Annotated in this window: 27 protein-coding genes; 20 read left to right on the plus strand and 7 right to left on the minus strand. The window is 66.0% G+C overall.

Translation table 11 applies throughout. From position 1 onward, the window contains the following. The first annotated feature begins 94 nt into the window (after positions 1–94). Together tyrS and ACGGKE_RS05505 are read left to right on the plus strand one after the other, a co-directional pair. On the plus strand, positions 95–1,309 hold the full coding sequence (gene tyrS, locus ACGGKE_RS05500) for a tyrosine--tRNA ligase (protein ID WP_228166949.1): 1,215 nt from the start codon (positions 95–97) through the stop codon (positions 1,307–1,309). 135 nt (positions 1,310–1,444) lie between these two features. Continuing rightward, complete coding sequence (locus tag ACGGKE_RS05505) at positions 1,445–1,801, plus strand: PilZ domain-containing protein (protein WP_394440765.1); 357 nt, start codon at positions 1,445–1,447, stop codon at positions 1,799–1,801. On the opposite strand, the gene ACGGKE_RS05510 is transcribed toward ACGGKE_RS05505, so the two are convergent. Beyond that, positions 1,773–2,861, minus strand: coding sequence for a mechanosensitive ion channel family protein (locus ACGGKE_RS05510; RefSeq protein WP_394440767.1), 1,089 nt, complete (start codon positions 2,859–2,861; stop codon positions 1,773–1,775). The two genes, ACGGKE_RS05505 and ACGGKE_RS05510, sit on opposite strands and share 29 nt — an antisense overlap. Positions 2,862–2,987: 126 nt before the next feature. After that, on the minus strand, positions 2,988–4,106 hold the full coding sequence (locus ACGGKE_RS05515; RefSeq protein WP_394441746.1) for a glycosyltransferase: 1,119 nt from the start codon (positions 4,104–4,106) through the stop codon (positions 2,988–2,990). A 52-nt stretch (positions 4,107–4,158) separates the two neighbouring features. On the opposite strand from ACGGKE_RS05515, the gene ACGGKE_RS05520 reads away from it, so the two are divergent. From ACGGKE_RS05520 to ACGGKE_RS05550, 7 genes are all read left to right on the plus strand, one after another. After that, entirely contained in the window at positions 4,159–5,046 is an 888-nt protein-coding gene (locus tag ACGGKE_RS05520) for a lysophospholipid acyltransferase family protein (RefSeq protein ID WP_394441749.1), read from the plus strand. A 9-nt stretch (positions 5,047–5,055) separates the two neighbouring features. Then, positions 5,056–5,700 (plus strand): phosphoribosylanthranilate isomerase, encoded by a 645-nt coding sequence (locus ACGGKE_RS05525; protein WP_394440769.1) that lies wholly within the window; start codon positions 5,056–5,058, stop codon positions 5,698–5,700. 99 nt (positions 5,701–5,799) lie between these two features. Continuing rightward, complete coding sequence (trpB, locus tag ACGGKE_RS05530; protein ID WP_394440771.1) at positions 5,800–7,050, plus strand: tryptophan synthase subunit beta; 1,251 nt, start codon at positions 5,800–5,802, stop codon at positions 7,048–7,050. Positions 7,051–7,074: 24 nt separating this feature from the next. Continuing rightward, the gene (gene trpA, locus ACGGKE_RS05535) at positions 7,075–7,893 is read left to right on the plus strand and encodes a tryptophan synthase subunit alpha (RefSeq protein WP_394440773.1); all 819 of its coding nucleotides are present in this window, start codon (positions 7,075–7,077) and stop codon (positions 7,891–7,893) included. Continuing rightward, complete coding sequence (gene accD / locus ACGGKE_RS05540) at positions 7,890–8,741, plus strand: acetyl-CoA carboxylase, carboxyltransferase subunit beta (RefSeq protein WP_228166254.1); 852 nt, start codon at positions 7,890–7,892, stop codon at positions 8,739–8,741. The genes trpA and accD overlap by 4 nt, the downstream gene beginning before the upstream one ends. A gap of 30 nt (positions 8,742–8,771) precedes the next feature. After that, complete coding sequence (locus ACGGKE_RS05545; RefSeq protein ID WP_394440776.1) at positions 8,772–10,106, plus strand: bifunctional folylpolyglutamate synthase/dihydrofolate synthase; 1,335 nt, start codon at positions 8,772–8,774, stop codon at positions 10,104–10,106. A 66-nt stretch (positions 10,107–10,172) separates the two neighbouring features. After that, positions 10,173–10,613 carry a DUF6628 family protein gene (locus ACGGKE_RS05550; protein WP_394440778.1) on the plus strand — a complete coding sequence of 147 codons (441 nt, stop codon included), beginning with the start codon at positions 10,173–10,175 and terminating at the stop codon, positions 10,611–10,613. On the opposite strand, the gene ACGGKE_RS05555 is transcribed toward ACGGKE_RS05550, so the two are convergent. Both ACGGKE_RS05555 and ACGGKE_RS05560 read right to left on the minus strand, forming a co-directional pair. After that, positions 10,598–11,923 (minus strand): AmpG family muropeptide MFS transporter, encoded by a 1,326-nt coding sequence (locus tag ACGGKE_RS05555; protein ID WP_394440780.1) that lies wholly within the window; start codon positions 11,921–11,923, stop codon positions 10,598–10,600. The two genes, ACGGKE_RS05550 and ACGGKE_RS05555, sit on opposite strands and share 16 nt — an antisense overlap. Before the next feature lie 80 nt (positions 11,924–12,003). Then, entirely contained in the window at positions 12,004–12,462 is a 459-nt protein-coding gene (locus ACGGKE_RS05560; protein WP_394440782.1) for a response regulator, read from the minus strand. A gap of 174 nt (positions 12,463–12,636) precedes the next feature. Between ACGGKE_RS05560 and ACGGKE_RS05565 the strand changes: the two genes are divergently transcribed. Beyond that, on the plus strand, positions 12,637–13,566 hold the full coding sequence (locus ACGGKE_RS05565; protein WP_394440784.1) for a pseudouridine synthase: 930 nt from the start codon (positions 12,637–12,639) through the stop codon (positions 13,564–13,566). Next, the gene (gene rsmD / locus ACGGKE_RS05570; protein ID WP_394440786.1) at positions 13,563–14,099 is read left to right on the plus strand and encodes a 16S rRNA (guanine(966)-N(2))-methyltransferase RsmD; all 537 of its coding nucleotides are present in this window, start codon (positions 13,563–13,565) and stop codon (positions 14,097–14,099) included. Before ACGGKE_RS05565 ends, rsmD begins: the two co-directional genes overlap by 4 nt. 86 nt (positions 14,100–14,185) lie before the next feature. On the opposite strand, the gene ACGGKE_RS05575 is transcribed toward rsmD, so the two are convergent. Both ACGGKE_RS05575 and ACGGKE_RS05580 read right to left on the minus strand, forming a co-directional pair. Then, entirely contained in the window at positions 14,186–14,632 is a 447-nt protein-coding gene (locus ACGGKE_RS05575) for a Fe-S oxidoreductase (protein ID WP_394440788.1), read from the minus strand. A 121-nt stretch (positions 14,633–14,753) separates the two neighbouring features. Beyond that, positions 14,754–15,152, minus strand: coding sequence for a GFA family protein (locus tag ACGGKE_RS05580; RefSeq protein ID WP_394440790.1), 399 nt, complete (start codon positions 15,150–15,152; stop codon positions 14,754–14,756). A 104-nt stretch (positions 15,153–15,256) separates the two neighbouring features. On the opposite strand from ACGGKE_RS05580, the gene ACGGKE_RS05585 reads away from it, so the two are divergent. After that, positions 15,257–17,533 carry an ATP-dependent helicase gene (locus ACGGKE_RS05585; protein ID WP_394440792.1) on the plus strand — a complete coding sequence of 759 codons (2,277 nt, stop codon included), beginning with the start codon at positions 15,257–15,259 and terminating at the stop codon, positions 17,531–17,533. Positions 17,534–17,628: 95 nt separating this feature from the next. Here ACGGKE_RS05585 and purB read toward each other — a convergent pair whose 3' ends face one another. Continuing rightward, complete coding sequence (purB, locus tag ACGGKE_RS05590) at positions 17,629–18,945, minus strand: adenylosuccinate lyase (RefSeq protein WP_394440794.1); 1,317 nt, start codon at positions 18,943–18,945, stop codon at positions 17,629–17,631. Between the two features lie 280 nt (positions 18,946–19,225). Here purB and ACGGKE_RS05595 point away from each other — a divergent pair, with 280 nt between their 5' ends. The 8 genes from ACGGKE_RS05595 to pyrF all read left to right on the plus strand — a co-directional run bounded on the left by ACGGKE_RS05595 (position 19,226) and on the right by pyrF (position 26,138). Beyond that, the gene (locus ACGGKE_RS05595) at positions 19,226–19,645 is read left to right on the plus strand and encodes an EF-hand domain-containing protein (RefSeq protein WP_394440796.1); all 420 of its coding nucleotides are present in this window, start codon (positions 19,226–19,228) and stop codon (positions 19,643–19,645) included. A gap of 314 nt (positions 19,646–19,959) precedes the next feature. Then, the gene (locus ACGGKE_RS05600; RefSeq protein WP_394441752.1) at positions 19,960–21,102 is read left to right on the plus strand and encodes a fumarylacetoacetate hydrolase family protein; all 1,143 of its coding nucleotides are present in this window, start codon (positions 19,960–19,962) and stop codon (positions 21,100–21,102) included. Then, the gene (locus ACGGKE_RS05605) at positions 21,099–21,857 is read left to right on the plus strand and encodes an SDR family NAD(P)-dependent oxidoreductase (RefSeq protein ID WP_394440798.1); all 759 of its coding nucleotides are present in this window, start codon (positions 21,099–21,101) and stop codon (positions 21,855–21,857) included. The genes ACGGKE_RS05600 and ACGGKE_RS05605 overlap by 4 nt, the downstream gene beginning before the upstream one ends. A gap of 1 nt (position 21,858) precedes the next feature. Continuing rightward, positions 21,859–22,734 carry an SMP-30/gluconolactonase/LRE family protein gene (locus ACGGKE_RS05610; RefSeq protein ID WP_394440800.1) on the plus strand — a complete coding sequence of 292 codons (876 nt, stop codon included), beginning with the start codon at positions 21,859–21,861 and terminating at the stop codon, positions 22,732–22,734. A 21-nt stretch (positions 22,735–22,755) separates the two neighbouring features. Beyond that, the gene (locus ACGGKE_RS05615) at positions 22,756–24,168 is read left to right on the plus strand and encodes a sugar porter family MFS transporter (protein ID WP_394441755.1); all 1,413 of its coding nucleotides are present in this window, start codon (positions 22,756–22,758) and stop codon (positions 24,166–24,168) included. Positions 24,169–24,185: 17 nt separating this feature from the next. Further along, positions 24,186–25,055: an aldose 1-epimerase gene (locus tag ACGGKE_RS05620; protein ID WP_394441758.1), complete on the plus strand. Its 870-nt coding sequence runs from the start codon at positions 24,186–24,188 to the stop codon at positions 25,053–25,055. Between the two features lie 34 nt (positions 25,056–25,089). Next, positions 25,090–25,467: a lipopolysaccharide assembly protein LapA domain-containing protein gene (locus tag ACGGKE_RS05625; RefSeq protein ID WP_394440802.1), complete on the plus strand. Its 378-nt coding sequence runs from the start codon at positions 25,090–25,092 to the stop codon at positions 25,465–25,467. After that, positions 25,464–26,138, plus strand: a complete 675-nt coding sequence (pyrF, locus tag ACGGKE_RS05630; RefSeq protein ID WP_394440804.1) for an orotidine-5'-phosphate decarboxylase — start codon at positions 25,464–25,466, stop codon at positions 26,136–26,138. Before ACGGKE_RS05625 ends, pyrF begins: the two co-directional genes overlap by 4 nt. Positions 26,139–26,272: the final 134 nt, after the last annotated feature.

Raw genomic sequence — 26,272 nt, forward strand, 5'->3', positions numbered from 1 at the left:
GGTCACAGTGCCACAGGATCGCCAGGCTGCCGGACAATGCGCGCATGAACAGGAAGCTTTTCGCCGCCAGACCGCGATGCTACAGGCGCGCGCCATGAGCAACTACCAGTCCGATCTCCTGCGCCTTCTGGAAACGCGCGGCTATATCCACCAGCTGACCGATGCCGAAGGGCTCGACGCGCTCGCCGCGAAACAGGTGGTGCCGGGCTATATCGGCTTCGATCCCACCGCGCCCTCGCTCCATGTCGGCCATCTGGTGTCGATCATGATGCTGCGCCAGCTGCAGAAGGCAGGCCACAAGCCGATCGTGCTGATGGGCGGCGGCACCGGCAAGATCGGAGATCCCAGCTTCAAGGACGAAGCGCGCAAGCTGCTGACGACCGACCTCATCGCGCAGAATGTCGCCAGCATCAAACGCGTGTTCGAACGCTTCCTCACTTTCGGCGACGGGCCTTCGGACGCTTGTCTGCTCGACAATGCCGAATGGCTGGACCGCCTGGAATATATCCCGTTCCTGCGCGACATCGGCCAGCATTTCTCGGTCAACCGGATGCTGAGCTTCGACAGCGTGAAGCTGCGCCTCGACCGTGAACAGTCGCTGAGCTTCCTTGAATTCAACTATATGATCCTCCAGGCCTATGATTTTCTGGAGCTGTCGCGCCGCTCGGCCTGCCGCCTGCAGATGGGCGGATCGGACCAGTGGGGCAATATCGTCAACGGCGTCGAACTTGCCCGCCGGGTCGATGGGACGCAGGTGTTCGGCCTCACCACGCCGCTGCTCACCAATGCCGACGGCACGAAGATGGGGAAGACCGTGGGCGGCGCCGTCTGGCTCAACGAGGACCAGCTGTCCCATTATGACTATTGGCAATTCTGGCGGAACACCGCGGATGCCGACGTCGCCAGCCGCCTGCGCCTCTTCACAGACCTGCCGATGGATGAGGTGAACCGGCTCGCCGCGCTGGAAGGCGCGGAGATCAACGAGGCCAAGAAGATCCTCGCCAATGAAGCGACGGCGCTCTGCCGCGGCGTGGACGCCGCGCAGGCCGCCGCCGAAACCGCGCGCCGCACCTTCGAGGAAGGCGCGTCCGACGCCAATCTGCCCACCGTCAGCCTGGGCGAAGGGCTCACCATCGTTCAGGCGACCACCGGCCTCGGCTTCGCCGCCTCCAACAAGGAAGTGCGCCGCAAGCTGACCGAAGGCGCGATCAAGGTGAATGGCGACGTGGTGACCGATCCGGCCGCCACACTCAAGGCCGGCGACAAGCTGAGCTTCGGCGCCAAGAAACATGGCCTGATCGTGGCCTGACCGCCACCGGGCTGCCGCCCGCGCGGCGGCCCGATTGCGCCCCTACGATCCCGCCTGCGCGCTTTTCTAGCCTTAACGCCGCGCTAAGCCTCTTTCCTCGCATCCCGTTTATCATCCGCCGCCTAGACTCGGGGCATGTCCTCCTCGGTCTTCGCCAATCTCGACCATGTGAAGCGCTCGCGCGACCCCGCGGTCGAGCAGCGCCGCGCCAAACGCGATCTGGTCGACATGGTCAGCCATGTCACTGCGCGCGGCGCCACGCATGGCGTGCGCATCATCAACATCTCGGCGCTCGGCCTCATGTGCCGGTCCGAAGGGGCGTTGCTGACCGGCGAGCGGGTCACCATCTGGCTGCCGGTGCTCAAGGATTATCCCGCGGAAATCCGCTGGTCGGAGGATGGCCGGGCCGGCATGGAGTTTCTGACCCCGGTTACGCCGCGCGTCTACAACGCGATGATGGCGCTCATTCCGCCGCGTCAGACCGCCTGGTAGGCACCAGGGCCGGGAACCCCTCGCCCGGTTCCAGCCGCTGGCGGCTCCGCACCAGCGCCTCGGGCATTTGCGTCCGCAGGAAATCCATCACCGCTTCGCGCACTTCGCAGCGCAGGTCGAACGCGATGCCAGCATTGCGGGCCGACAGCAGCCCGCGCAGCTCCAGCGCGTCGGCCTTGTGCTCGGTCACCTGCAAGATGGCGACGCGACCGTCCCAGCGCGCATTGTTCTTCGTCGCGTTCACGAACGCCTCGCGAATGCGGCCTACATCGGCGGCGGGATCGACATAGAAGAACACCGTGCCCAGCAGGTCGGATGTCTTGGTCGTCCAGTTCTGGAAGGGTTTTTCGAGGAAGTAGGATACCGGCACCACCATCCGCCGGTCGTCCCAGATGCGCACCACGACGAAGGTCAGGGTGATGTCCTCGATACGGCCCCATTCGCCTTCCACGATCACCACATCGTCCAGCCGGATCGGCTCGGAAAAGGCCATCTGGATGCCGGCGATCAGATTCTTGAGCGCGGGCTGCGCCGCTGCGCCGACAGCCAGGCCGACGAGGCCCGCGGACGCGGCCAGCGTCACACCGATCGACCGGACGCCCGGAATCGCGATCAGCACCATGGCGATCACCAGCACCGCGATGATGCTCTGGGTGATGCGGTAGAGGATGCGCACGCGCGTATGGCGCCGCCGCGCCTTCAGATTATCCTCGGCATTGATGTCGCTATGGCTTTCGATCACTTGCCGGACCGCGCGCAAAATGCCCAGCAGCAGCCAGCCGGCGAGCAGCGCGAACAGCATCTTCGACCCGATCGACCAGAGGGCCTCGAGACGCGGCCCCATTTCCAGCGGCTGCAAACCCGCGCCCAGCGCGAACAGCACCACCAGCCAGCGCGTCGGCTGGAAGATTTGCGGCAACAGAACCGGCGTCATCCGCGTCCGCACCACCCGCACCGCAATGGCGTAGAGCAGCCAGTGGATCAGGAAAGCGGCCACGACCGACAGGGCGATCGAAACCGCGGCGACAGACGTGATGTTGGTCAGGCTGATGTCCGGCATGAACGGGGCAACGCCGCCCCACGCAAATTGTTTCGCACATGCAGCAGACATGCAGTTGCTGGCCCTGCCGGAGGGCGAACCATCATAGAATGATAAATTGACTCGATCCCTTCCCTCAGCGCGCTCCTATTTTGGCGCTGGCTGCATCATCGTGACCCGGCCGCGCTCCACGCGGTAGGTCCAGCCGCCCCACCTGATGCTGTTGGACATTGCCGCCTGAATCTGCACCGCCAGATGCGCCCAGAGGGGGACAAAGGGCGCGAGCGCATCCCAGTAAAGGGATCGGCGGGCGGCCATCATCTGGCCCGGCTCCAGCACGGCGCGCAGGATGCGCCAGCGCAGCAACGCCCGCCCCCAGGCTGCGCCATAGCCGATCGCGACCGCGCTCCAGCCGCCCCAGCCCAGCGCCCAGACCCAGCCGAAAGACTGGATGGCGACGCCCAGAGTCGCCAGCGCCCACATGCCCGGGCTGTTGGTGACGATGTGCCGATATTGGCGCACGCCAAAGGTCCAGAGCGGCGCGAAATCGCCTTCCAGCGGGCTCGCGACCAGAAGATCCCGCACCGGCCGCATCCGCAGCTTCGCGCGCCAGCCGGCCAGGCCGATCACCATGTCGTCCGACAAACGGCCCGCCAGCACCGTGTCCAGGTCCAGCCGGTCGGCGACCGCGCGCGGCATCGCCATCGCGCCGCCCCAAGGCATGGTCGCATCGGGCGCGCGGGGCATGGTCGCCAACTGCATTTCCACTGCGCCGACCAGCGGCGTCATCCAACCACGCCCCGGCAGCAGTAAGCGGTATCCGGTGACGATGTCCGCCTTGCCACGCACGAGCGGGAAGAGCAGTCGCCCGATCAGCCGCTGCGGTGGCGCTATGTCGGCGTCGATGAAGATGAGATAGCCGTCGGTCGGGCGCAGCGCCCGCAGGGCGGCGCGGACCTTGTGGACCTTCTGCCCTTCATCCTGCGCGACTCCGGCAGAGACCAGCTGCACCCACGCGGCCTCCCGGGCAGCTAGGAGGCGCGCCGCCGGGCACGCGCCCGATGTCGCCAGCAACAGACGATGCGGCGCGCTCTGCGCCTTCAGCCGAGCGATGAGGTCGGGCGCGCCATCCCAATCGTCCCGCACGCTGAGGATGACCACGGCTCCATTCGGCGTTTCCTCCTTTCGGTCGGCCGGCAGGTTGTAGAGATAATTGGCCACCCCCAGCAGCGTCAGCGCCTGCAGCACTATCCAGACCCACAGCATGTTCGCCCCTGCCTCTTTACCGTCCGCCATGCTGCTGTATGACGGCCGGACTATGCTCTCCAACCCCTTTCTTTTCTGGATGTTGCGGTGGCTGCCGGCGGGCCTTGCGTCCTGGCTGGGCGGCTGCTTGTCCGCGCATGTCGCCCGCCGCCGGATGAAGCTGCGGGATGCGCGGGCGCGCGCCAATCTGGCGATCCTGCGCCCCGACCTGTCGCAGCCCGAGCGGGAGGCGATGCTGACCCGGCGCTGGATCAATATCGGCCGCACCCTGGCGGAGCTCGCCAATATCGACCGGCTGGTCAATGACGCCCATGTGCGCGTGATCGACAAGGCGGGCTATGATGCCGTGCTGGATGGCCCGGGCCCGATGATCGCCTTCACCTGTCATCTCGGCAACTGGGATCTGCTCGCCGCGCATATCAAATGGTCGACGGATCGGCCGGGCCTTGGCGTCTATGAAGATCCCGAAGATCCGCGCATCGCCGAGCAGCTCAAGAAAGCGCGATCAAGCTACATGGGCGAGGCGATCGGCGGCGAAGGTGCTGCCCGAGGCGTGCTGAAGCATCTGACGCAAAAGGACCGCGCCACGCTCTACATATTGGCCGACGAGCGGCGCGAACGGCAGGTCTGGTTCCCGACCTTCGGCCGTTCCCTGCCCCCGTCGGGCAATCTGTCGATCGCGCTGCGGCTGGCGCGCAAGGTGGGCGCGCGCATCCTGCCCTTCTATCTGCTGCGCACCCAGGGGCCGCATTTCGACCTGCACTGGCATCCCCCTCTTGATCCGGGTGCGCTGAGCGACGAGGCGATCGTCGCGGCGCTGAACGCCTATCTGGGCCGCGCCTGCATCGTTCATGCCGATCAATGGCTGGCGCTGCACGACATGGACCTGACGGCCGAGGGGCACCGGCCGCCATGTGACTTCGCGCTCGATCGCGGCTAAAGCGCCGGCATGTCCCGACTCGCCATCAAGATTTGCGGCCTGTCGACCGCCGAGACGGTGGGCGCGGCGGTGCGCGCGGGGGCCAGCCATCTGGGCTTCGTCCATTTCGGCCGGAGTCCGCGCCATGTCGAGCCCGAGCAGATGCGCGGGCTGGCCGCCGCAGTGCCTTCGCATGTTGGGCGGGTCGCGGTGGTGGTCGATGCCGACGACGCGCAGCTGGCGCAGATCGTGCACACAGGCGCGATCACCGCGCTGCAACTGCATGGCAAGGAAAGTCCCGAACGCAGCGCCGCCATTCGCCAGCGCTTCGGCCTGCCGGTGTGGAAGGCGATCGCGGTGAAGACCCGTGCGGACATCGATGCGGCCGCGGCCTATACTGGCGCGGTCGACCGGCTGCTGTTCGACGCCAAGACGCGCGATGGCGCGGCGCTGCCCGGCGGCATGGGCCTGCGCTTCGACTGGACGCTGCTGCGCGGCGCCGCCCTGACCATGCCCTGGGGCTTGTCGGGCGGTCTGTCGATCGACACAGTCTGCACCGCCATCGCCACCACCGGCGCCCCGTTGATCGACGTGTCGTCGGGTGTCGAGGATGCGCCCGGCATCAAGAGTGTGGACAAGATCATGGCCTTCTGCAAAGCGGTGGACGCATGTTGACGCAGACGCCCCTCGTCATGCGCATCGGACAACGATGGCGCTGATCGCTTCTCCTTCCCGAAGCGAACGCCCGTTTTCTGTCCCGGAAAGACCAATCTCATGACCGACATTCTTGCTCCGACCAGCTTGCCCAACAGCCTGCGCAGCCAGCCCGACGCTAATGGGCATTTCGGGGCGTTCGGCGGTCGTTACGTAGCCGAAACACTGATGCCGCTGATCCTGGAGCTGGAGAAGGTCTACAAGGCGGCGAAGGCTGACCCGGCGTTCGACGCGGAATTCGCCGAATTGCTGCGCACCTATGTCGGTCGGCCCAACCCGCTTTATTATGCCGAGCGTCTGACCGAAGCGCTGCGCGCCAGGGCGGAGCCGGGAAAAGGCGCGAAAATCTACCTCAAGCGCGAGGAGCTCAATCACACAGGCGCGCACAAGATCAACAATTGCATCGGCCAGGCGCTGCTCGCCCGGCGCATGGGCAAGAAGAAGGTCATCGCCGAGACGGGCGCCGGCCAGCATGGCGTCGCCACCGCGACGGTCGCTGCCCTGTTCGGCCTGGAATGCAAGATCTTCATGGGGGCGAAGGACGTCGAACGGCAGAAGCCCAACGTCTTTCGCATGAAGCTGCTCGGCGCCGAAGTGATCCCGGTTCATTCGGGATCGTCGACGCTGAAGGATTCGATGAACGATGCGCTGCGCCACTGGGTGTCGAATGTGCATGACACTTTCTACATCATCGGCACGGCGGCGGGGCCGCATCCCTACCCCGAACTGGTCCGCGATTTCCAGTCGGTGATCGGCAAGGAAACCCGCGCGCAGATGCTGGAAGCCGAAGGCCGCCTGCCCGACATGCTGATCGCGCCGGTCGGCGGCGGATCCAATGCGATCGGCATGTTCCACCCCTTCCTCGACGATCCCGAAGTCGCGATGATCGGCGTCGAGGCGGCGGGCGAAGGGCTGGACCGGAAACATGCGGCGAGCCTGGCCGGCGGCAAGTCCGGCATCCTGCACGGCAACCGCACCTATCTGCTGCAGGATGAGGACGGCCAAATCACCGAAGCGCACAGCATTTCGGCCGGCCTGGACTATCCCGGCATCGGCCCGGAACATAGCTGGCTGCACGAGATCGGCCGGGTCAAATATATGCCGATCAAGGATGATGAGGCGCTGGAGAGCTTCCAGACGCTCTCGCGGCTGGAAGGCATCATCCCCGCGCTGGAATCCGCCCATGCCATCGCCGCCGCCCAGCAGGTCGCGCCGACGCTGGACGCGGACAGGATCATCGTCGTCAACCTGTCGGGCCGGGGTGACAAGGACATCTTCACCGTCGCCGATGCGCTGGGAGTGGAGATGTGAGAGAACGGATATTGGGAACCGCGCATGACTGATCGTCTCTCCACCCGCTTCGCCGCTTGCAAGGCGCAGGCGCGCGCCGCGCTCATCACCTTCGTCACCGCTGGCGATCCGGACGTGACAGCCACGCCGGCCATTCTGGACGCGCTGGTCGCCGGCGGGGCGGACATTATCGAACTGGGTATGCCCTTTACCGACCCGATGGCCGATGGCCCGGCAATCGAGCTGGCCAATCTGCGCAGCCTGGGATCGGGCACGCGGACCAGCGACGTGTTCGCGCTCGCCACTGAGTTCCGCGCGCGCCATGCCGATACGCCGCTGGTGCTGATGGGCTATGCCAATCCGATGCTGGCGCGCGGGCCCGACTGGTTCGCCGGGCAATGCACGGCGGCAGGTGTCGATGGCGTCATCTGCGTCGATGTGCCGCCCGAGGAAGATGCCGAAATCGGCCCCGCCCTGCGCGCGGCCGGCGTCCATCTGGTGCGGCTCGCCACGCCCACGACCGACGCGCAGCGCCTGCCTGCCGTGCTCCAGGGCGCCAGCGGCTTCCTCTATCATGTCGCGGTTGCCGGCGTGACCGGCAAGCAGCAGGCGGCGCAGGCGTCGATCGAAATCGCCGTCGCCCGGCTGAAGGCCGCGACCGACCTGCCCATCGCAGTCGGCTTCGGCGTCCGTTCGCCCGAACAGGCCGCCGCGATCGGCCGCGTCGCCGACGGCGTCGTCGTCGGATCAGCGATCGTCGATATCGTCGGCAGCCATGGCGATGCCGCCGCCCCCTTCGTCCAGGATTTCGTCGCCGCCCTGCGCGGTGCGCTCACCACCCAAGCCCAAGAGACCGCCGCATGAGCTGGATCAACCGCGTCCGCAACGCCCTTCCCTTCATCGCGAAGAAGGAAACCACCGCCGAAACGCTGTGGCATAAATGCCCGGCCTGCGCGGAAATGGTGTTCATCAAGGAGTGGGAGGAAAATCTGTCCGTCTGCCCCCGCTGCGACCATCATGGGCGCATCGGGCCCGCCGCGCGGTTCGAGCAGATATTGGATGCCGGCTTCATCCTGCTGCCGACGCCGCATGTGCCCGAAGACCCGCTGAAGTTCCGCGATACCAAGCGCTACCCCGACCGGATCAAGGCGGCGCGCGGCGCGACCGGCGATCAGGATGCACTGATCAACGCGCGCGGCGCAATCGACGATGTGCCGCTGGTGATGGGCGTGCAGAATTTCGCTTTCATGGGCGGCTCCATGGGCATGGGCGTGGGGGCTGCCTTCATTCAAGGCGTGAACGACGCGATCGCGCATGGCTGCCCCTATGTCATCTTCACCGCCGCCGGCGGCGCGCGGATGCAGGAAGGCATTTTGTCGCTGATGCAGATGCCGCGCGCGACCGTCGCCATCCAGAAGCTGCATGCGGCGGGCCTACCCTATATCGTCGTGCTGACTGATCCGACCACCGGGGGCGTCACCGCCAGCTATGCGATGCTGGGCGACATCCAGATCGCCGAGCCCAATGCGCTGATCGGCTTTGCCGGCCAGCGCGTCATCGAAAGCACGATCCGGGAGAAGCTGCCCGAAGGCTTCCAACGCGCCGAATATCTGCTTGATCACGGGATGCTCGACATGGTCGTCCATCGCAGCGAATTGCGCGATACGCTGGCGCGCGTGATCGGCTATCTTCGCCCACGCGCCGCCGCCTGATTCCTGCCGCGCCAACCGGGGGCACGCGCGATGGCCGACCATGCCGTTTCCGACGATCCGCAGGTCCAGGCGCAGCTTGACCGGCTGTGGTCGCTTTCGCCGGGCGCGGACATATTGGGGCTGGAGCGGATCACCCGCTTGCTGGGGCGGCTGGGCGACCCGCACCGGGCGCTGCCGCCGGTTTTCCATGTCGCGGGCACCAATGGCAAGGGTTCGACCTGCGCCTTCCTGCGCGCGGCCATGGAGGCGGACGGCAAGAGCGTCCATGTCTTCACCTCGCCCCATCTCGTCCGGTTCAACGAGCGCATCCGCGTCGCCGGGCAGTTGATCGAGGACGCGCCTTTGGCCGGATATCTGGCGCGGGTGCTGGACATTGCCGAAGGCGTCAATGCCAGCTTTTTCGAAGTGACGACGGCGGCCGCCTTCCTGGCCTTTGCCGAACAGGCGGCCGACGCCTGCATCGTGGAGGTGGGCCTGGGCGGGCGGCTCGACGCCACAAATGTGATCGTCGATCCGGTGGTGTGTGGCGTCGCGCAACTGGGCATCGACCATCAGGCTTTCCTGGGCGACACGCTGGCGCAGATCGCCGCGGAGAAGGCGGGCATCGCCAAGGCGGGCGCGCCGCTGGTGACGCAGCGCTATCCTGAGTCGCTCTTCCCCGTGATGGAAGCCGCGGCGGAGAAGGCAGGCACGCGATGGATCGGCCAGGGCGATGGCTGGGACGCGGCGACCTATCGTGATCGGCTTCATTATCGCGACGCGCACGGCCGACTCGACACGCCGCTGCCGCGCTTGGCCGGGGCTCATCAGGTGCAGAATGCCGCGCTCGCCTTCGCCATGCTGCGGCATCAGGAGGCGGTGTCCCTCTCCGAAGCGGCGATCAAGGCCGCGCCGCTTTGGGCGCAATGGCCCGCGCGGCTTCAGCGGCTGGACCATGGCCCGCTGCTGGCGCCGCTGCCGGCCGGCACGAGCGCATGGCTGGATGGCGGACATAATGCCGGCGCCGGCGAAGCGATCGCCGCCTATTTCACGGCCGAGCGGCTTGAAGGGGGGAAGCTGCACCTCATCATCGGCATGCTCGCCAACAAGGATATCGATGCCTTCCTGGCGCCCTTCGCCGGGGTGGTGGGCCATATCCATGCGCTTCCCGTGCCCGGCCACGATCATCATGCGCCCGCGCGCTTCGCCGCCATCGCCGATCGCTGGGGCATCGGCTGCACCGCGCATGATGCACCCGAAGCGGCCATCAGCGCGGTCGCGGCCAGCGCCGCCGCCGATGGAGAGACGGCACCCAAGCTGCTGATCGGCGGATCGCTGTATCTTGCCGGGCAGATTTTGCGACTGAATGCGCAATTACCCGACTGAATAGACTTGCGACTGACTCGCAATAGCGTATCCTGCCCTTCCGAACAGTTCAGAAGGCGCGATTCTATGGCTTATGGAGAGACCTCCCCCCTCGACCTGCCCCGGCCCATTCCGGGCGGATATGGCAACCGGCTCTTCCTGTTCGTCATGCGCCGGATGGCCAGTGCCGGAGTGAACGACGCGCATGCCGCCAATGCCATGCTGGGCGCCTTCGGCCGCAGCTATCGTCGGCCGCTGGTGCTGATGCGTGCGATGATGCTGGAACTGGCGCGCGCGTCCAGCCGCAAGATCATGGTCGCTCCCTGCTGCTGCGCTCGCATGACTGCCGACGAAGCGCTGATGATGCAGGCGACCGGCGCCGCATTGCGCGACCCCAATGCCGCCTACGATCGGGTGAGCGAACTGCTCGGCAACGATCATGCGCTGGGTGCGCTCACATGCCTGCAGGCGGTTGCTCAGGCCCATGCTGACCTCGGCCGGCCGCTGGACATCTACGCGGCGGGCTGAGCCGTCGTCTCCGTCGCTGCGGTGCCCACGCTCGCGTCGATCAGGCCGGCGCGCATCATTAGCCAGAAGAGGAGGATGCCCGGCACGGCCAGGGCGGTGGTGAACAGGTAGAAGTCGACATAGCCGAAGCGCTCGATCAGCGCGCCGGCGGTGGTGCCGGTCAGGAAACGGCCGACGATGCTCGCCGCGGCGGAGATCAGCGCATATTGGGATGCGGTGAAGCGCAGGTCGCACAAAGCGGAGAAATAGGCGACCACGGTGACGCCGCCGATGCCGCTCGCGAAATTCTCGAACCCGATCGCGCCCGCCATGCCCCAGTTGCTCTTTCCCAGCGCCGCGAGGGCGGCGAAGCTGAAATTGGAGATGCACATGAGGACAAGGCTGAGCAGCACCGACCGCTTCATGCCCATGCGCGCGTAGAGAATGCCGCCAATGAAGATGCCGGCGAGATAGGCCCAGAAGCCCATGCCGACATCATAAATGGCGATCTCGTCATTGCTGTAGCCCATGTCATCGAACAGCAGACGGAATGTCAGGTTGGCCAATGTGTCGCCAATCTTGTGCAGCAGGATGAAGAGCAGCACCAGCAGCGCGCCGCGTCGGCGGAAGAATTCGGCGAGCGGCCCGGCGATCGACGCCCAAACCTCATCAAGGCCGCGACGCGCGACTGGCTCCCGGTGCCGTTCGGGCTCGCCGAGCAGCAGGCCGGTCAGCATCGCCGGCAGCGCGAACACCGCGCATGCGAAATAGGCGCCATGCCAGCCGATGCGCGCCGCCAGGACGAGCGCCAGGGAACCAGCCGCGACCGATCCGATGCGCCAGCCATATTGCGACATGCCCGAGCCGATCCCCAGCTGCCGCGGCTTCAATATCTCGATGCGATAAGCGTCGATCACGATGTCGTAGGTCGCCCCTGCCACGCCGACCAGGATCGCGGCATAGGCGGTCTGGACCAGGCTCGTCGTAGGATCGACGAGCGCCAGATTGACCACGGCCGCGATCACGAGCACGCCCGCGGCCAGCAGCCAGGACACGCGCTGGCCCAAGCGGCCGATCACTGGCAGGCGAACGCCATCCACGATCCAGGCCCACAGCCATTTGAGATTATAGACGAGGAAAGCGAGGGTAAAGGCCGTTACCGCTTTCTTGTCGATGCCGTCCTGCGCCAGGCGCGTCGTCAGCGTCGCGCCGATCATGGCGAAGGGAAAACCGGACGACATTCCCAGGAAGAAAGCCGCCAGCGGCGCTTTCTCCACATAGGGCTTCACGGCATCCAACCAGTTGCGATGGCCCTGTGTGGCGTCAGTCATAAATGCGCGCGTTCCCCGATGGCGTCAGTCGGCGCCACCTTATGGCCTGTCGCGCGTCAGGCAAGAGCGCATTGCGTCGCTCAGTCGCGCGGAGCGAACAGGCTGAGGCCCTGTGGCAGCTTCGGTCGCCGCGCGCCGCGCAGGACCGCATCGACGACCTGGATCGCCGCCACCAGATCCCGCGGCGCATAGGGTTTGGTGAGGCAGCCGATCGCCAGGCTCTGCGCGTCGACAGGACAGCGGCCGGTCACGAACAGCACGGGCAGCCCTTGCGCCGCGGCGTGGCGCGCCACATCGATGCCATTCTTGTCGCCTTGCAGCGCGACGTCCGCGACGATCAGATCCACGCCGCCTTCATCGATCACACGGACGGCATGATCATGATCGTCCACCGTCGCGGCGATGCGATAGCCGGCCTGCTCCAGCGCATGTTCATTGTCGAAGGCAACCAGCGGCTCATCCTCCACCACCAATATGGAGCGGACGGCCTTGCGGGGCGTTCTGCGCGCGTCTTCCTCTTTCACCAGACCGAAAAACATTTGCCAAGTCCGCCCTCATTCCGCCATGCCAATGGGGAAACGCCGCGCGCCCGCAACGGGTTGCCCGAGGCGACGGATTGTCCCGTCGACCAAGCGCCGAAGCGGCACATCTCAGCCCAATGCTGGCTTTCCGTAGATATGGGAAGGACCAGTAGCCAGGAAAAGGAATTGCCCGTGGAACCGCCGAAAAAATCCGGACCGCCTCGCAGGGGGGCAGGCGCCGGAGGCCCCAAGCGCCCGGCCGGGCCTGGACGGCGCCCCGCAAACCCCACCGATGGGCCACGCGGCAAGGCGCCTGCGCGCAAGCCGGCCGGGCCGGCACGGCCCGCCAACCCACACCCCGCGCGCGCCGCGGCCGCATCGTCCGGCAAGGGAGAGCCGCAGCGCATCGCCAAGCTGCTGGCGCGAGCCGGCGTAGCGTCGCGCCGCGAAATCGAGCGGATGATCGCCGAAGGCCGCATCGCCCAGGACGGGGTCCCGATCGAAACGCCCGCCACGCTGCTGGCGTCGCTCCATGGCGTCACGGTCGACGGCGTCGCGGTCGCCGCACCGCCGCCTGCGCGGCTGTTCCTGTTCCACAAGCCGACAGGCTGCCTCACCACCGAACGCGACCCGGCCGGACGGCCGACCATCTACGACCGCTTGCCCACGGGGCTGCCGCGCCTGATGCCGATCGGGCGGCTGGACATGAATACCGAGGGGCTGCTGCTGCTCACCACCGACGGCGGCTTCAAGCGGCAGATGGAGTTGCCTGCCACCGGCGTTCCGCGCACCTATCGCGCCCGCGCTTTCGGGGACGTCAGCCAGCAGCAGCTGGAAGACCTGTTCGACGGGCTGGAGATTGACGGCATCCGCTATGGGCAGATCGAAGCCAATCTGGAGCGTCGAACCGGCCGCAACCAGTGGATCGAAATGTCGCTGACCGAAGGCAAGAATCGCGAGGTGCGGCGCGTGCTGGAACATCTGGGACTCAAGGTGAACCGCCTGATCCGCACCGCTTATGGGCCGTTCACGCTGGGCGAGATGCCGGTGGGCGCGATCGAGGAAGTACGCCAGCACGACCTGATCCTGTTCCGCAAGACGCTGAAAGACGTGGACGCATGAGGATCATCGCCGGGCAATGGCGGGGTCGGCCGCTGACCGCGCCCAAGGGCGACGCGACGCGCCCCACCGCCGACCGCACCCGCGAAACGCTGTTTTCGATGCTGTTGAGCCGCATCGGATCGTTCGAAGGGCTGGCCGTAGGCGACTTCTTCGCAGGGTCCGGGGCGCTGGGGCTGGAAGCCCTGTCGCGCGGCGCGGCTAGCTGCCTGTTCGTCGAGCAGGACAAGGCGGCGCTGGATGCGATCCGCGCCAATGGTGAGCGACTGGGGGTACGCCCCGAGGTTCGCCCGTCCAGCGTGATGGCCCTGGGACCTGCGCCCAGGCCGCTGGATCTCATCTTCATGGACCCCCCTTATCAGACGGGCGCGGGACAGGTGGCGCTGGACAAGCTGGCGCGGCTGGGCTGGACCGCTCCCTCCAGCTGGATCAGTATCGAGACGGATCGCCGCGAGGATGTGGAGGTAAAGGGCTTTGCCGTCGACGCCGTGCGCGATGTCGGCAAGGCGCGGCTGACGCTGCTGCGCGCGGAGTGACCATCGGTCTGAACAGAGCCGTGCGCAAAACGGCCGATCGTCAGAAGGACGACCGGCCTCTTCTCATCTTTTGATGCGTGATCGGATCAGCCCGGCTTGCGCATCTTGCGCGCTTCGCCACGATTGACGCAGCTATCCTGCACGGTGCGCGAACAGACCGGATAATCCTTCGTCTCGGTAGGCGGAGGAGTCATATTGCCCCCCATGGTCACTGGATTGGCGGACGAACCCACCGGCGCGGCGGGATCACGCGGCATGGTCGACGACGCGGGTGCGGGCGCCATGCCCGGATTGGACGGCACCTCCCCGGTCGGCAGGCTTGCGTTCGGATCAGCGGGCGGCGGCATGGTGGAATCCGGACCGGCCGGCATATCGGTCGATGGGTTGACAGGCGGCGTCGGCATGGACGGATCGCTTGGCGGCGTCATGGCGGCACCGGGCGGCTGGCTGCCGGGCGTCTTCATGTCCTGCGCGTGGCCGGGAATGGCGGAAAAGCTCAGCAGGGCAACGCCTGCCAGAAGGAACCTCTTCATCGGAACATCCTTTCCTCTGTTCTTCGCCCCGTTGCTCGCTCGGGCGGCACGAAAACCATGAGAGAGAGACAGCCGTTCCCGACCCACGACGAACCGTGCCGGATCAGCGCCCGATCAAGCGTCAGGACCCGTCGGGATAGCGGTCGAACTTGGGCAGCGCGTCGACGTCCGCCATCCAGGGCGCAGCCTCGGCATATTGAACATGCACCTGCGGCGGGAAAGCCGCAGGACCATCAAGCGTGCTCGTCTGGAAATCGATCGAGCCCGGAAAGACCGTGGGATTGAAATAGAAGAGCCCGGTGCCGCAGGTGCCGCAGAATTGGCGCGTGGCGGCGTCAGACGACTGGAAGCTCAGCGGATCGCCGCTGATCCGAACCTTGTCCTGCGCGAAGAGCGCCCATCCGACCATCGGGGCACCGGCGCTGGCCTGACAATCGCCGCAATGGCAGAGCGCGCTGTAGATCGGCTCCCCCTCCGTTTCATAGCGGATCGCGCCGCAGTGGCATTTACCCGTCGCCATGGATCACCCTCCTCTTGCATGATTCGCCTTTTGTTCTCATAGAATGACCTCCGTCGCAAGGCCGCGCCCTTGCCCCCACCCCTGCTCGCTCCTAGTTGATCCAGATGACGCTGCCCGCTCCTTCGCCCAACGATCCCCCCTATCTGAAAGGGCTCAACACGCCCCAGCGCGAGGCGGTGCTGACGACCGAGGGGCCCGTTCTGGTGCTGGCGGGTGCGGGCACGGGGAAGACGGCCGCCCTCACCGCGCGGCTCGCGCATCTGATCGCGACGCGGCGGGCGTGGCCGTCGGAAATCCTGGCCGTCACCTTCACCAACAAGGCGGCGCGCGAAATGCGGGCGCGGGTCGGTGCGATGATCGGCGACGCGGTAGAGGGCATGCCGTGGCTCGGCACGTTCCACGCCATCGCCGCCCGCATGCTCCGCCGTCACGCCGAACTGGTGGGCCTGCAATCCAACTTCACCATTCTGGATACCGACGATCAACTGCGCCTGATGAAGCAGCTGATCCAGGCCGAGGGGATCGATGAGAAGCGCTGGCCCGCGCGGCAACTGGGCGGCCTGATCGATCAGTGGAAAAACAAGGGCCTGACCCCGGAAGAAGTGAGCGCGGGCGATGCCGAAGGCTATGCCCATGGCAAGGGGCAGAAGCTTTATGCTGCCTATCAGGCGCGCCTTCGCGAGGTGAATGCATGCGATTTCGGTGACTTGCTGTTGCATGTTCTGACGATATTGAAGAAGCATCGCGACGTGCTGGAGCAGTATCAGCAGAAATTCCGCTACATCATGGTGGACGAATATCAGGACACGAACAGCAGCCAATATCTGTGGCTGCGACTGCTGGCGCAGAACCGGAAAAACATATGCTGCGTGGGCGATGACGACCAGTCCATCTATTCATGGCGTGGCGCAGAAGTCGCCAATATCCTGCGGTTCGAAAAGGATTTTCCTGGCGCCGCGATCATCCGGCTGGAGCAGAATTACCGGTCGACCCCGCACATATTGGGCGCGGCGTCCGGGGTGATCGCCGAAAATGGCAACCGCTTGGGCAAGACGCTGTGGACCGACATCGACGTCGGCGAAAAGGTCAAGGTGCTGGGCGTCTGGGACGGGCCGGAGGAAGCGCGGCGGATCGGCGAGGAAATCGAAGCGATCGAGCGAGGCGGCGGATCGCTGGAGGACGTGGCGATCCTGGTGCGGGCCCAGCATCAGACGCGCGAATTCGAAGACCGGTTCATCCAGATCGGCCTGCCCTATCGCATTGTCGGCGGCTTCCGCTTCTACGAGCGCGCGGAAATTCGCGATGCGCTCGCCTATCTCCGCCTGGTGAACCAGCCGGCCGACGATCTCGCGTTCGAGCGCATCGTCAATGTGCCCAAGCGAGGCCTCGGCGACAAGGCGGTGGAGAAGCTGCACCGGCTGGCGCGGGCGCAAGGCGTGCCGCTGACCCTGGCCGCGGCGCGCATCCTCGACACGGACGAGCTGACGCCGCAGGCGCGTCGATCGCTTGGCGCCTTCATCGGCGATCTGGCGCGCTGGCGCGATCGGGCGGCACAGCTGCCTCATGCGGAACTGGCGCGGCAGATATTGGACGAGAGCGGCTATACCGCCATGCTGCAGGCCGATCGCACGACCGAAAGCGCGGGGCGGCTGGAAAACCTGTCCGAGCTTGCGCGAGCGATGGAGGAATATGACACGCTGGGCGCGTTCCTGGAGCATGTCAGCCTGGTGATGGACAATGAGGCGCAGGCGGAAGAGCGCAAGGTCACCATCATGACCATCCACGCCGCCAAGGGGCTGGAGTTCGACCATGTCTTCCTGGCGGGATGGGAGGAAGGCCTCTTCCCCTCGCAACGCGCGCTCGACGAGGGCGGGCTTAACAGCCTGGAGGAGGAGCGGCGGCTGGCCTATGTGGCGATCACGCGCGCGCGGCGGCGCTGCACCATCCTCCATGCCGCCAATCGCCGCATCTATGGTCAGTGGACGAGCAGCATCCCGTCCCGCTTCGTCGGCGAATTGCCGCCCGAACATGTCGAGGAGGAAAGCAGCATGAGCGGCGGCGCGTCGCTGTGGCGCGCCAACTGGTCGGAGCGGGACGATCCCTTCGCCAATGTCGCGCGCGGGACCGGACGCGGCCCGGGATGGCAGCGCGCCCAGTCGTCAGGCCAGTTCAGCCGCGAGCCGGTGCGGATCGTCGAAGCGCGAACATCCGCCGTTTCCCTGGGCAACAAGGGGCGGAGCGACGTCAGCGTCGGCCTGCGCGTCTTTCACCAGAAATTCGGCTATGGCACCGTCGCGGAGATCGAAGGCAACAAGCTGGAGATTGACTTCGAAACGGCTGGGCGCAAGCGCGTCATGGACAGCTTCATCTCGATCGCCTGAGCATCGCAGCGGCTGCGCTGGAAAAGCGGACGAGCGTGTCAATGGCCCATAGGTTCGTCGGCCGGCGACCCGAAAGGGTGCCGGCCAAACGCCAGTCACGCCTCGCCGAACACCCGCTGGAAAATCGTGTCGACCTGGCGGAAATGATAATCGAGGTTGAATTTCTCTTCGATCTCCTGCGCGCTCAGCGCCTTGGCCACATCCTCATCGGCCTTGAGCAACTCCATCAGCGACAGCTGCCCGTCCGATTCCCACACTTTCATCGCGTTGCGCTGAACATAGCGATAGCTGTCCTCGCGGCTCACCCCCGCCTGCGTCAGCGCCAGCAGCACGCGTTGCGAGTGGACGAGGCCGCCCATTTTATCGAGGTTCTTCATCATTCGTTCGGGGTAGACGAGCAGCTTGTCGATGACGCCGGTCAGGCGGCCCAGCGCGAAGTCGAGCGTGATGGTGGCGTCCGGGCCGATATAGCGTTCGACCGACGAATGGCTGATGTCGCGTTCATGCCACAGCGCGACATTCTCCATCGCCGGCAGGGCATAGGCGCGCACCATGCGAGCGAGGCCGGTCAGATTCTCGGTCAGCACCGGGTTGCGCTTGTGCGGCATCGCCGACGAGCCCTTCTGGCCGGGCGAGAAATATTCCTCCGCTTCCAGCACCTCCGTGCGCTGCAAGTGGCGGATCTCGACGGCCAGGCGCTCGATCGAGCTGGCGATGACGCCCAGCGTCGCGAAGAACATCGCATGGCGATCGCGCGGAATGACCTGGGTCGACACCGGCTCCACGGCCAGGCCCAGCTTCTGCGCGACATGCTCTTCGACGCGCGGGTCGATATTGGCGAAGGTGCCGACCGCGCCCGAAATGGCGCAAGTGGCGACTTCGGCGCGGGCGGCGATCAGGCGCGCCTTGCACCGGCTGAACTCGGCATAGGCTTCCGCCATCTTGAGGCCGAAGGTGACGGGTTCGGCATGGATGCCGTGGCTGCGGCCGATGGTCGGGGTCAGCTTATGTTCGAAGGCGCGGCGCTTGATGACGGCGAGCAGCGCGTCGAGATCGTCAATCAATATGTCGGCGGCGCGCGCCAGCTGCACGGCAAGGCAGGTGTCGAGCACGTCGCTCGACGTCATCCCCTGGTGCATGAAGCGCGCTTCGTCGCCGACCTGCTCGGCGACCCAGGTGAGGAAGGCGATGACGTCATGCTTGGTCACTGCCTCGATCGCATCGATCGCGGGCACGTCGATCGCCGGGTTTGTCGCCCACCAATCCCACAGCGCCTTGGCGGCCGACGGCGGCACCACGCCGAGTTCGCCCAGCTTCTCGGTCGCATGCGCCTCGATCTCGAACCAGATCTTGAACCGGGCCTCCGGTTCCCAGAGGGCGGTCATCTGCGGGCGGGCGTAACGGGGGACCATGGGCGAATCCTATCTGGCCAGGGAAAAAGAGAATCGCCGCGCCGACTAGCAGCGTCGCACCTACCTAGCAAATCAGGGTGTCCGCGGCGGCCCTTCCCTCTGCTCTTCCTGCGTAGCGCAGGACAAACGGGCCGAAATGAGCAATTTTACTGGACGAAAAGGGCACTATGAATGGATGTTCAGGAACAACAGGCCCTTTTCGTCTATTATATCGCCATGAATTGAGGAGATCGGTCATCGCGCCGCTTCTCGGGCAACGGTCGCAAAAGAGGATATTGACATGATCCGTGCAATTTTGTTCACGACGGCACTGGCGCTCACGACGCCCGCCATGGCGCAGCAGACGATGGGCGCCGATCCGGCCATGTCGCCCGCCGCACCGCAGACGGCGCAGCCCGCTGCGCCGGCTCAGCCGCAGAGCGCGACTCCGACGCAGCCGGCCCCGACGGCCTCGGTTGCGAGCATCGTTGATAGCGAATTTCCCGCCTATGACGCCAATAGCGACGGCCAGCTCGACCAGTCGGAATTTTCCCGCTGGATGGTTGCGCTCAAGAGCCAGGAGATGAAGGCGACCGGCCAGCAGCTGCCGGCCGATCAGGTCACCTCCTGGGCGAGCGGCGCCTTCTCGACCGCTGATGCTGACAAGAGCAGCATGATCAGCAAGCCCGAGCTCATCACCTATCTCAGCGCCGGCGCATAACCGCCAACGGCTGATTCCCGCCGTCACGAAGGGCGGAAAAGAACCCGCAACGGGTCGCATATTGGGGCGGCATGGAACGAAGGCCATGCCGCCCCTTTCTTGCCTGACCACTCGCGATACGCGTAGCTCGTCTGCGATGATCGATCCCCCAGCCCCTGAGCGCCCGTTGAGATCAGCGCGGCCGAACCGATGCCATCGCAGGCACAACTCGGGCAGCGCCTCAGCCCCATCTCGCGCAACACCTCTTGACTTGATACCCGCTTCCATGTTGGTAGCGCTATCAATCCAAAGTATCCGTTCAGGGAGAGTTGATGATGTCGGGGGATATTGCCTTGCTCGACTGTTTGCCGGGCGACTGGCGCGAGGGCCTGTTCCTGGGTCGCGTCCAGACCGTCCAAGGCCCCAGCCCGATCCTAGTGGCAGAGGGCGTGGCCTATGACATGAGCCGGGTCGCGCCAACCGTGGCGCAACTTGTCGAACATCTGCCTCTGTCGCCCGATGCCGGCAAACCGCTCGGCCCGCTGGAGACGCTCGCGCTTCCTCTGCTCAGCCCTGTCGACCTGCAATGCGTCAAGGCGTGCGGCGTCACCTTCGCTCTTTCCGCTCTGGAACGCGTGATCGAGGAACGCGCGCGGGGCGATGCAAGCGCCGCGGCCGACATCCGCGCACGCTTGGAAGACCGCGTGGGCGGTTCGATCCGCGCCGTAGTGCCCGGCACGCCAGAGGCCGCCGCGCTCAAGGCCGCGCTGATCGAGGACGGCCTCTGGTCGCAATATCTGGAAGTCGCCATCGGCCCCGATGCGGAGGTATTCACCAAGGCGCCCGTCCTCTCGACCGTGGGCGCAGGCGCGCAGATCGGCATCCGCTCCGATTCGACCTGGAACAATCCCGAGCCCGAGATCGTGCTGATCGTCGATGCCGCCGGGAATGCTGTCGGCGCGACGCTCGGCAACGACGTCAATCTCCGCGATTTCGAAGGGCGCTCCGCCCTGCTGCTGGGCAAGGCGAAGGACAATAACGCCTCCTGTTCGCTCGGCCCCCTCATTCGTCTGTTCGACGACGGCTTCACCATCGACGATGTGCGCAATGCCGAGGTGGAACTCACCATCGACGGGCCGGAGGGCTATCGCCTCGACGGCGTGAGCAGCATGAACCAGATCAGCCGCGATCCGCTGGAACTGGTGCGCCAGACATTGTCCGAACATCAATATCCCGATGGCTTCGCCCTGTTCCTAGGCACGCTCTTCGCGCCCGTGCAGGATCGCGACGATCCGGGCCGCGGCTTCACGCACAAGGTCGGCGACCGGGTCGCCATCGCTACCCCGCGCCTGGGCAAGCTGGTCAACGACGTCGTCACGTCGAAGGACGCCGCGCCGTGGAATTTCGGCCTCTCAGCCCTGATGACCAACCTCGCCGCTCGCGGCCTGCTAACCACGCAACAGAAAGAAACTGCATGATCCGCGCCATCTACCCCAGCCTCTCGGGCAAGCGGGTCTTCATTTCCGGCGGCGGCAGCGGCATCGGCGAAGGGCTGGTGGAGGCCTTCGTCGGACAGGGCGCGCATGTCGCCTTCTGCGACATCGCCGTGCCCGAAAGCGAGGCACTGGTCGCACGCCTGTCCGACGCGGCCTTCACGCCGCTGTTCCATGCGGTCGACCTGCGCGACATCGATGCGATGCAGGCGATGATGGCCACCGTCGAACAGCAGTTGGGCGGCATCGACATCCTCATAAACAATGCCGCCAATGACGACCGCCATGGCATAGAGGAGGTGACGCCCGCTTATTGGGATAATCGCATGGCGGTCAATCTGCGCCACCTCTTCTTCGCGTCTCAGGCGGCGGTGCCGGCGATGAAGCGCGCGGGCGGCGGCGTGATCCTGAACTTCGGATCGATCAGCTGGCACCTGGCGTTGCCGGAACTGACGCTCTACCAGACCGCCAAGGCGGCGATCGAAGGTCTGACGCGCAGCCTGGCGCGCGACCTTGGCCGCGACAATATCCGAGTCAACACCATCATCCCGGGCAATGTGAAGACGCCGCGCCAGGAAAAATGGTACACGCCGGAAGGCGAGGCGGAGATCGTCGCGGCCCAGTGCCTGGACGGCCGCATCCTGCCCGTCGATGTCGCGGCGCTCGCCATGTTCCTCGCTTCCGACGATGCGCGCTATTGCACCGGCCATGACTATTTCATCGATGCCGGCTGGCGCTGACATGATCACGGCCGACCCGCGCAGCATCCTGTCGGTCGGCGCGACGCTGGGCGAAGGACCGGTCTGGGTGGCGCACGACGCCGCCTTGTGGTTCGTCGACATCAAGGCGCATCGCGTGCACCGCTACGATCCTGCGCTCGATGTCGGCCGCAGCTGGGCGGCGCCGGGCCAGGTCGGCTGGATCCTGCCCACTGCCGATGGTCTGTTTGCTGTCGGGCTGCAATCGGGCGTTCATCGGTTCGACCCGGCAGACGGCAGTTTCCGTGCGCTCCATGCGCCCGAAGCCCATCTGCCCGGCAACCGCCAGAATGACGCCTGCGTTGCGCCCGACGGCGCGCTGTGGTTCGGCACGATGGATGACGCAGAGACGCAGGCGAGCGGCTATTTCTATCGTTGCAAGGATGGCCACTGCGTCGAAACCGGCCTGCCGGCGGTATCAATCACCAACGGCCCCGCCTTCTCGCCCGATGGCAGCATCCTCTATCACACCGATACGCTGGGCAAACGCATCTGGCGCACCGACGTGGCGTCCGACGGCGGCGTCGGCAACACGACGCTGTTCGCCCGGATCGAGGAGGATGCCGGCTATCCCGACGGCCCGACCGTCGATGCCGAAGGCTGCCTGTGGACCGGTCTGTTCGGCGGCTGGGCGGTGCGGCGCTACGACCCGACGGGCAAGCTGATGCGGGAAATCCGCTTTCCCGTGGCGAACGTCACCAAGATCGCCTTTGGCGGCGAGGATCTGCGCACGGCCTATGCGACGACGGCGCGCAAGGGGCTGGATATGACAGCGTTGACAAAACAGCCTCTGGCGGGCGATCTCTTCGCCTTCGATCCCGGCGTGGCCGGGCTGCCGGGGCATGTCGCGACAATATAGAAGAGCGGGAAGGACAGGATGATGAATGAGGGGAATGCCGCGAAGGTCAACATGGCCTTCATCGCCGCGATCGTCGCGGTGGCGACGATCGGCGGTTTCATGTTCGGCTATGACAGCGGCGTCATCAACGGCACGCAGAAGGGGCTGGAAAGCGCCTTTGACCTCGGAAGCCTAGGCATCGGCATCAATGTGGGCGCGATCCTGGTGGGCTCGTCCATCGGCGCGTTCGGCGCGGGTCGCATGGCAGACATCATCGGCCGTCGCGGCGTGATGATGCTGTCAGCCATCCTCTTCCTGGTGAGCGCGCTGCTCGCCGGTGCGGCGGGCTCGTCGGCCATCTTCATCATCGCCCGCATCGTCGGCGGCCTGGGCGTCGGCGCCGCGAGCGTTATCTCACCTGTCTACATTTCCGAAGTCACGCCCGCCGCCGTGCGCGGCCGGCTTTCCTCGGTGCAGCAGGTGATGATCATCTCGGGCCTGACCGGCGCCTTCGTCGCCAATTTCGTGCTCGCCCGCTATGCCGGCGGCTCGACCGCGGATCTGTGGATGGGCTTTCCCGCCTGGCGCTGGATGTTCTGGCTTCAGGCCATTCCCGCCGCCATCTACTTCCTCGCCCTGCTCGTCATTCCCGAAAGCCCTCGCTATCTGGTCGCGCGCGGGCAGGACGATCGCGCCCATGCCGTCCTGACCAAGCTGTTCGGCAGCGCCGAAGCCACGCGCAAGGTGGCCGATATCCGCGCCAGCCTGGCGGCCGATCATCATCGCCCGCAGCTCAGCGACCTGGTCGACAAGGCCAGCGGCCGCATTCGCCCGATCGTGTGGACCGGCATCGGCCTTGCCGTGTTCCAGCAGTTGGTCGGCATCAACGTCGTCTTCTATTATGGGGCGACCTTGTGGGAAGCGGTCGGCTTTTCCGAGGATTATGCGCTCCAGACCAACATCCTTTCGGGCGTGCTGTCGATCGGCGCCTGCCTTGCCACCATCGCGATGGTCGATCGGATCGGTCGCAAGCCGCTGCTGCTGGTCGGATCGGCGGGCATGGCCGTCACCCTGGCGACGGTCGCCTATGCCTTCTCCACCGCTGTCACGGGCGCGGACGGGGCGGTGTCGCTGCCGGGCAATAACGGCATCATCGCTCTGGTCGCGGCAAACCTCTATGTGATCTTCTTCAACATGAGCTGGGGCCCGATCATGTGGGTCATGCTGGGCGAGATGTTCCCGAACCAGATCCGCGGCTCCGGCCTGGCGGTCGCCGGCTTCGCCCAGTGGATCGCCAATGCGCTGGTGTCGGTCAGCTTCCCCTCGCTGGTGGTCTGGCCGGGCCTTGCCACCGCCTATGTCGGCTATGCCCTGTTCGCCGCCATCTCCTTCTTCTTCGTGCGCGCCATGGTCAACGAAACCAAGGGCCGCGAGCTTGAGGACATGGTCGGCTGAGCCAGGACACGATCATCCTGCGGGCGGGGGCGCTGGAAGCGGCGCTCTCGCCAGCGATCGGCGGATCGGTGACCGCCCTGATGCTGGATGGCGTCGACCTGCTCCGCCGCGCGCCCGACGGGGCGGACGACCCGCTCGCCATGGCGAGCTTTCCACTGGTGCCCTATGCCAACCGGATCGCGCAGGGGCGCTTCGCCTTCGACGGTGCGGACCATCAACTGCCGCGCAATTTCGGCGATCATCCGCACAGCATCCACGGCTTTGGCTGGCAGGCGAGCTGGACGGCGAAAGCGACAGGTGCGGACCATGTCCTGCTGGTCCATAACCATCCCGGCGACACCGGCTGGCCCTGGCCCTATCATGCCGAGCAGGAGGTCATGCTTCGTCCCGCGCAGCTGTCGGTTTCGCTGTCGCTGTCGAATGTCGGCGATCGCCCGATGCCGGCGGGCCTGGGCTTCCATCCCTATTTCGTGACCGACCCTGGCACGCGCCTCTGCTTTGCCGCACGCAGCCTCTGGCTCTCGACGCCCGACATGCTGCCGCATCGCGAAGCGCCTGCCGATGCGCGGGGCGACTGGTCGCATCCCGCCCCGGTCCAGGGGACGAGCCTGATCGACAATGTCTATGGCGGCTGGAATGGAAGCGCCATTGTCGAGCGCAGCGATGGGCTGCGGCTGACCCTTACCGCGACGGGCGCGGACTGGCTGCACGTCTATCGACCGCCCGGCAGCGACCATTTCTGCCTGGAGCCTGTGAGCCACATGCCCGACGCCATCAATCGCGGCGGCATGGCCGTGCTGCAGCCTGGCGAGACGGCGCGCCTCGCCATGACCATCGCCATCGACAAAAGCGATCAGGCGCTTCCGAAATCCGACGGGATCGCCTAAGCTGCCGCAAACGGGCAGCGAGGATTGATAAACAATGCAATTTCTGCGGACCGCCTTCTGGGTCGTCATCGCCGTGGCGCTCGCCTTCTTCTGCATGGCGAACTACGTCCCGGTCACGGTCCGGCTGTGGGGCGATCTGGTCATGGAGACCAAGCTGCCGGTGCTGCTGATCGGCGCTTTCCTGCTGGGCGCGCTGCCCTTCTGGGTGATGGCGCGGGCGACCCGCTGGCGGCTGAAGCGGCGGCTGGACAATACCGAACGCGCGCTGGTCGCGGCCACCGCCGCGCCGACACCCACGGCACCGGTTTCCGCCGCGCCCGTCATCAGCGCCGCCCCGCTCGCGTCCGACGCCGCGCCGCTTCCCGCCGCCGATCCGCTGCCTTCCCCCTCCAACCCCACAGGCCCTGCATGACAAGCCCCCTCTATGTCGCCATCGACACACCCGACCTGGCCAAGGCGCAGCATCTTGCCGGGCAGGTGCGGCACCATGTCGGCGGGCTGAAGCTGGGGCTCGAATTTTTCTGCGCCAACGGTCATCATGGCGTGCATGAGATGATGAAGTTCGGCCTGCCGATCTTCCTCGACCTGAAGCTGCACGATATACCCAATACCGTCGCCAAGGCGGTGCAGGCGCTGCATTTGCTGGAGCCGGCGATCCTGACCGTGCACGCCGCGGGCGGTCGCGCGATGCTGGAGGATGCCAAGGCCGCGGCCGGCGTCAACACCAAGGTCGTGGCGGTCACCGTGCTCACCAGCCTGGACGATGGCGACCTGCTCGACATCGGCGTCGGCGGCAAGGCGCACGACCAGGTCCGCCGCCTCGCCGATCTGGCGCAGAGCGCGGGTCTCGACGGCATCGTCTGTTCGGGCGAGGAAGTGGCGATGGTCAGGAAGGCCTGGGCCGACGGCTTCTTCGTCGTGCCCGGCGTGCGCCCCGCCGGTGGCGCGCTTGGCGACCAGAAACGCGCGGTCACCCCGCGCCAGGCGCTCGACAATGGCGCCTCCATCCTGGTCGTCGGCCGCCCCATCAGCCTCGCTGAAAACCCGGACCTCGCCGCGCGCGAGATCGAAGCGACGCTGTGAGGTAGGCAGCGGGCGAGCCTGTCCTCTGAACCGCGCTGGATTCTCTATCAGGGAAGGCTTTCCCATGGGTCGCGAGCATGTTTCAGGCCGCGACGCCCGAGACTCACCGGAGCGCTGAGCCCCGTCGCGACATT

It is taken from the genome of Sphingobium naphthae (assembly GCF_043589935.1).
GTDB classification, from domain to species: Bacteria; Pseudomonadota; Alphaproteobacteria; order Sphingomonadales; family Sphingomonadaceae; genus Sphingobium; species Sphingobium naphthae_A.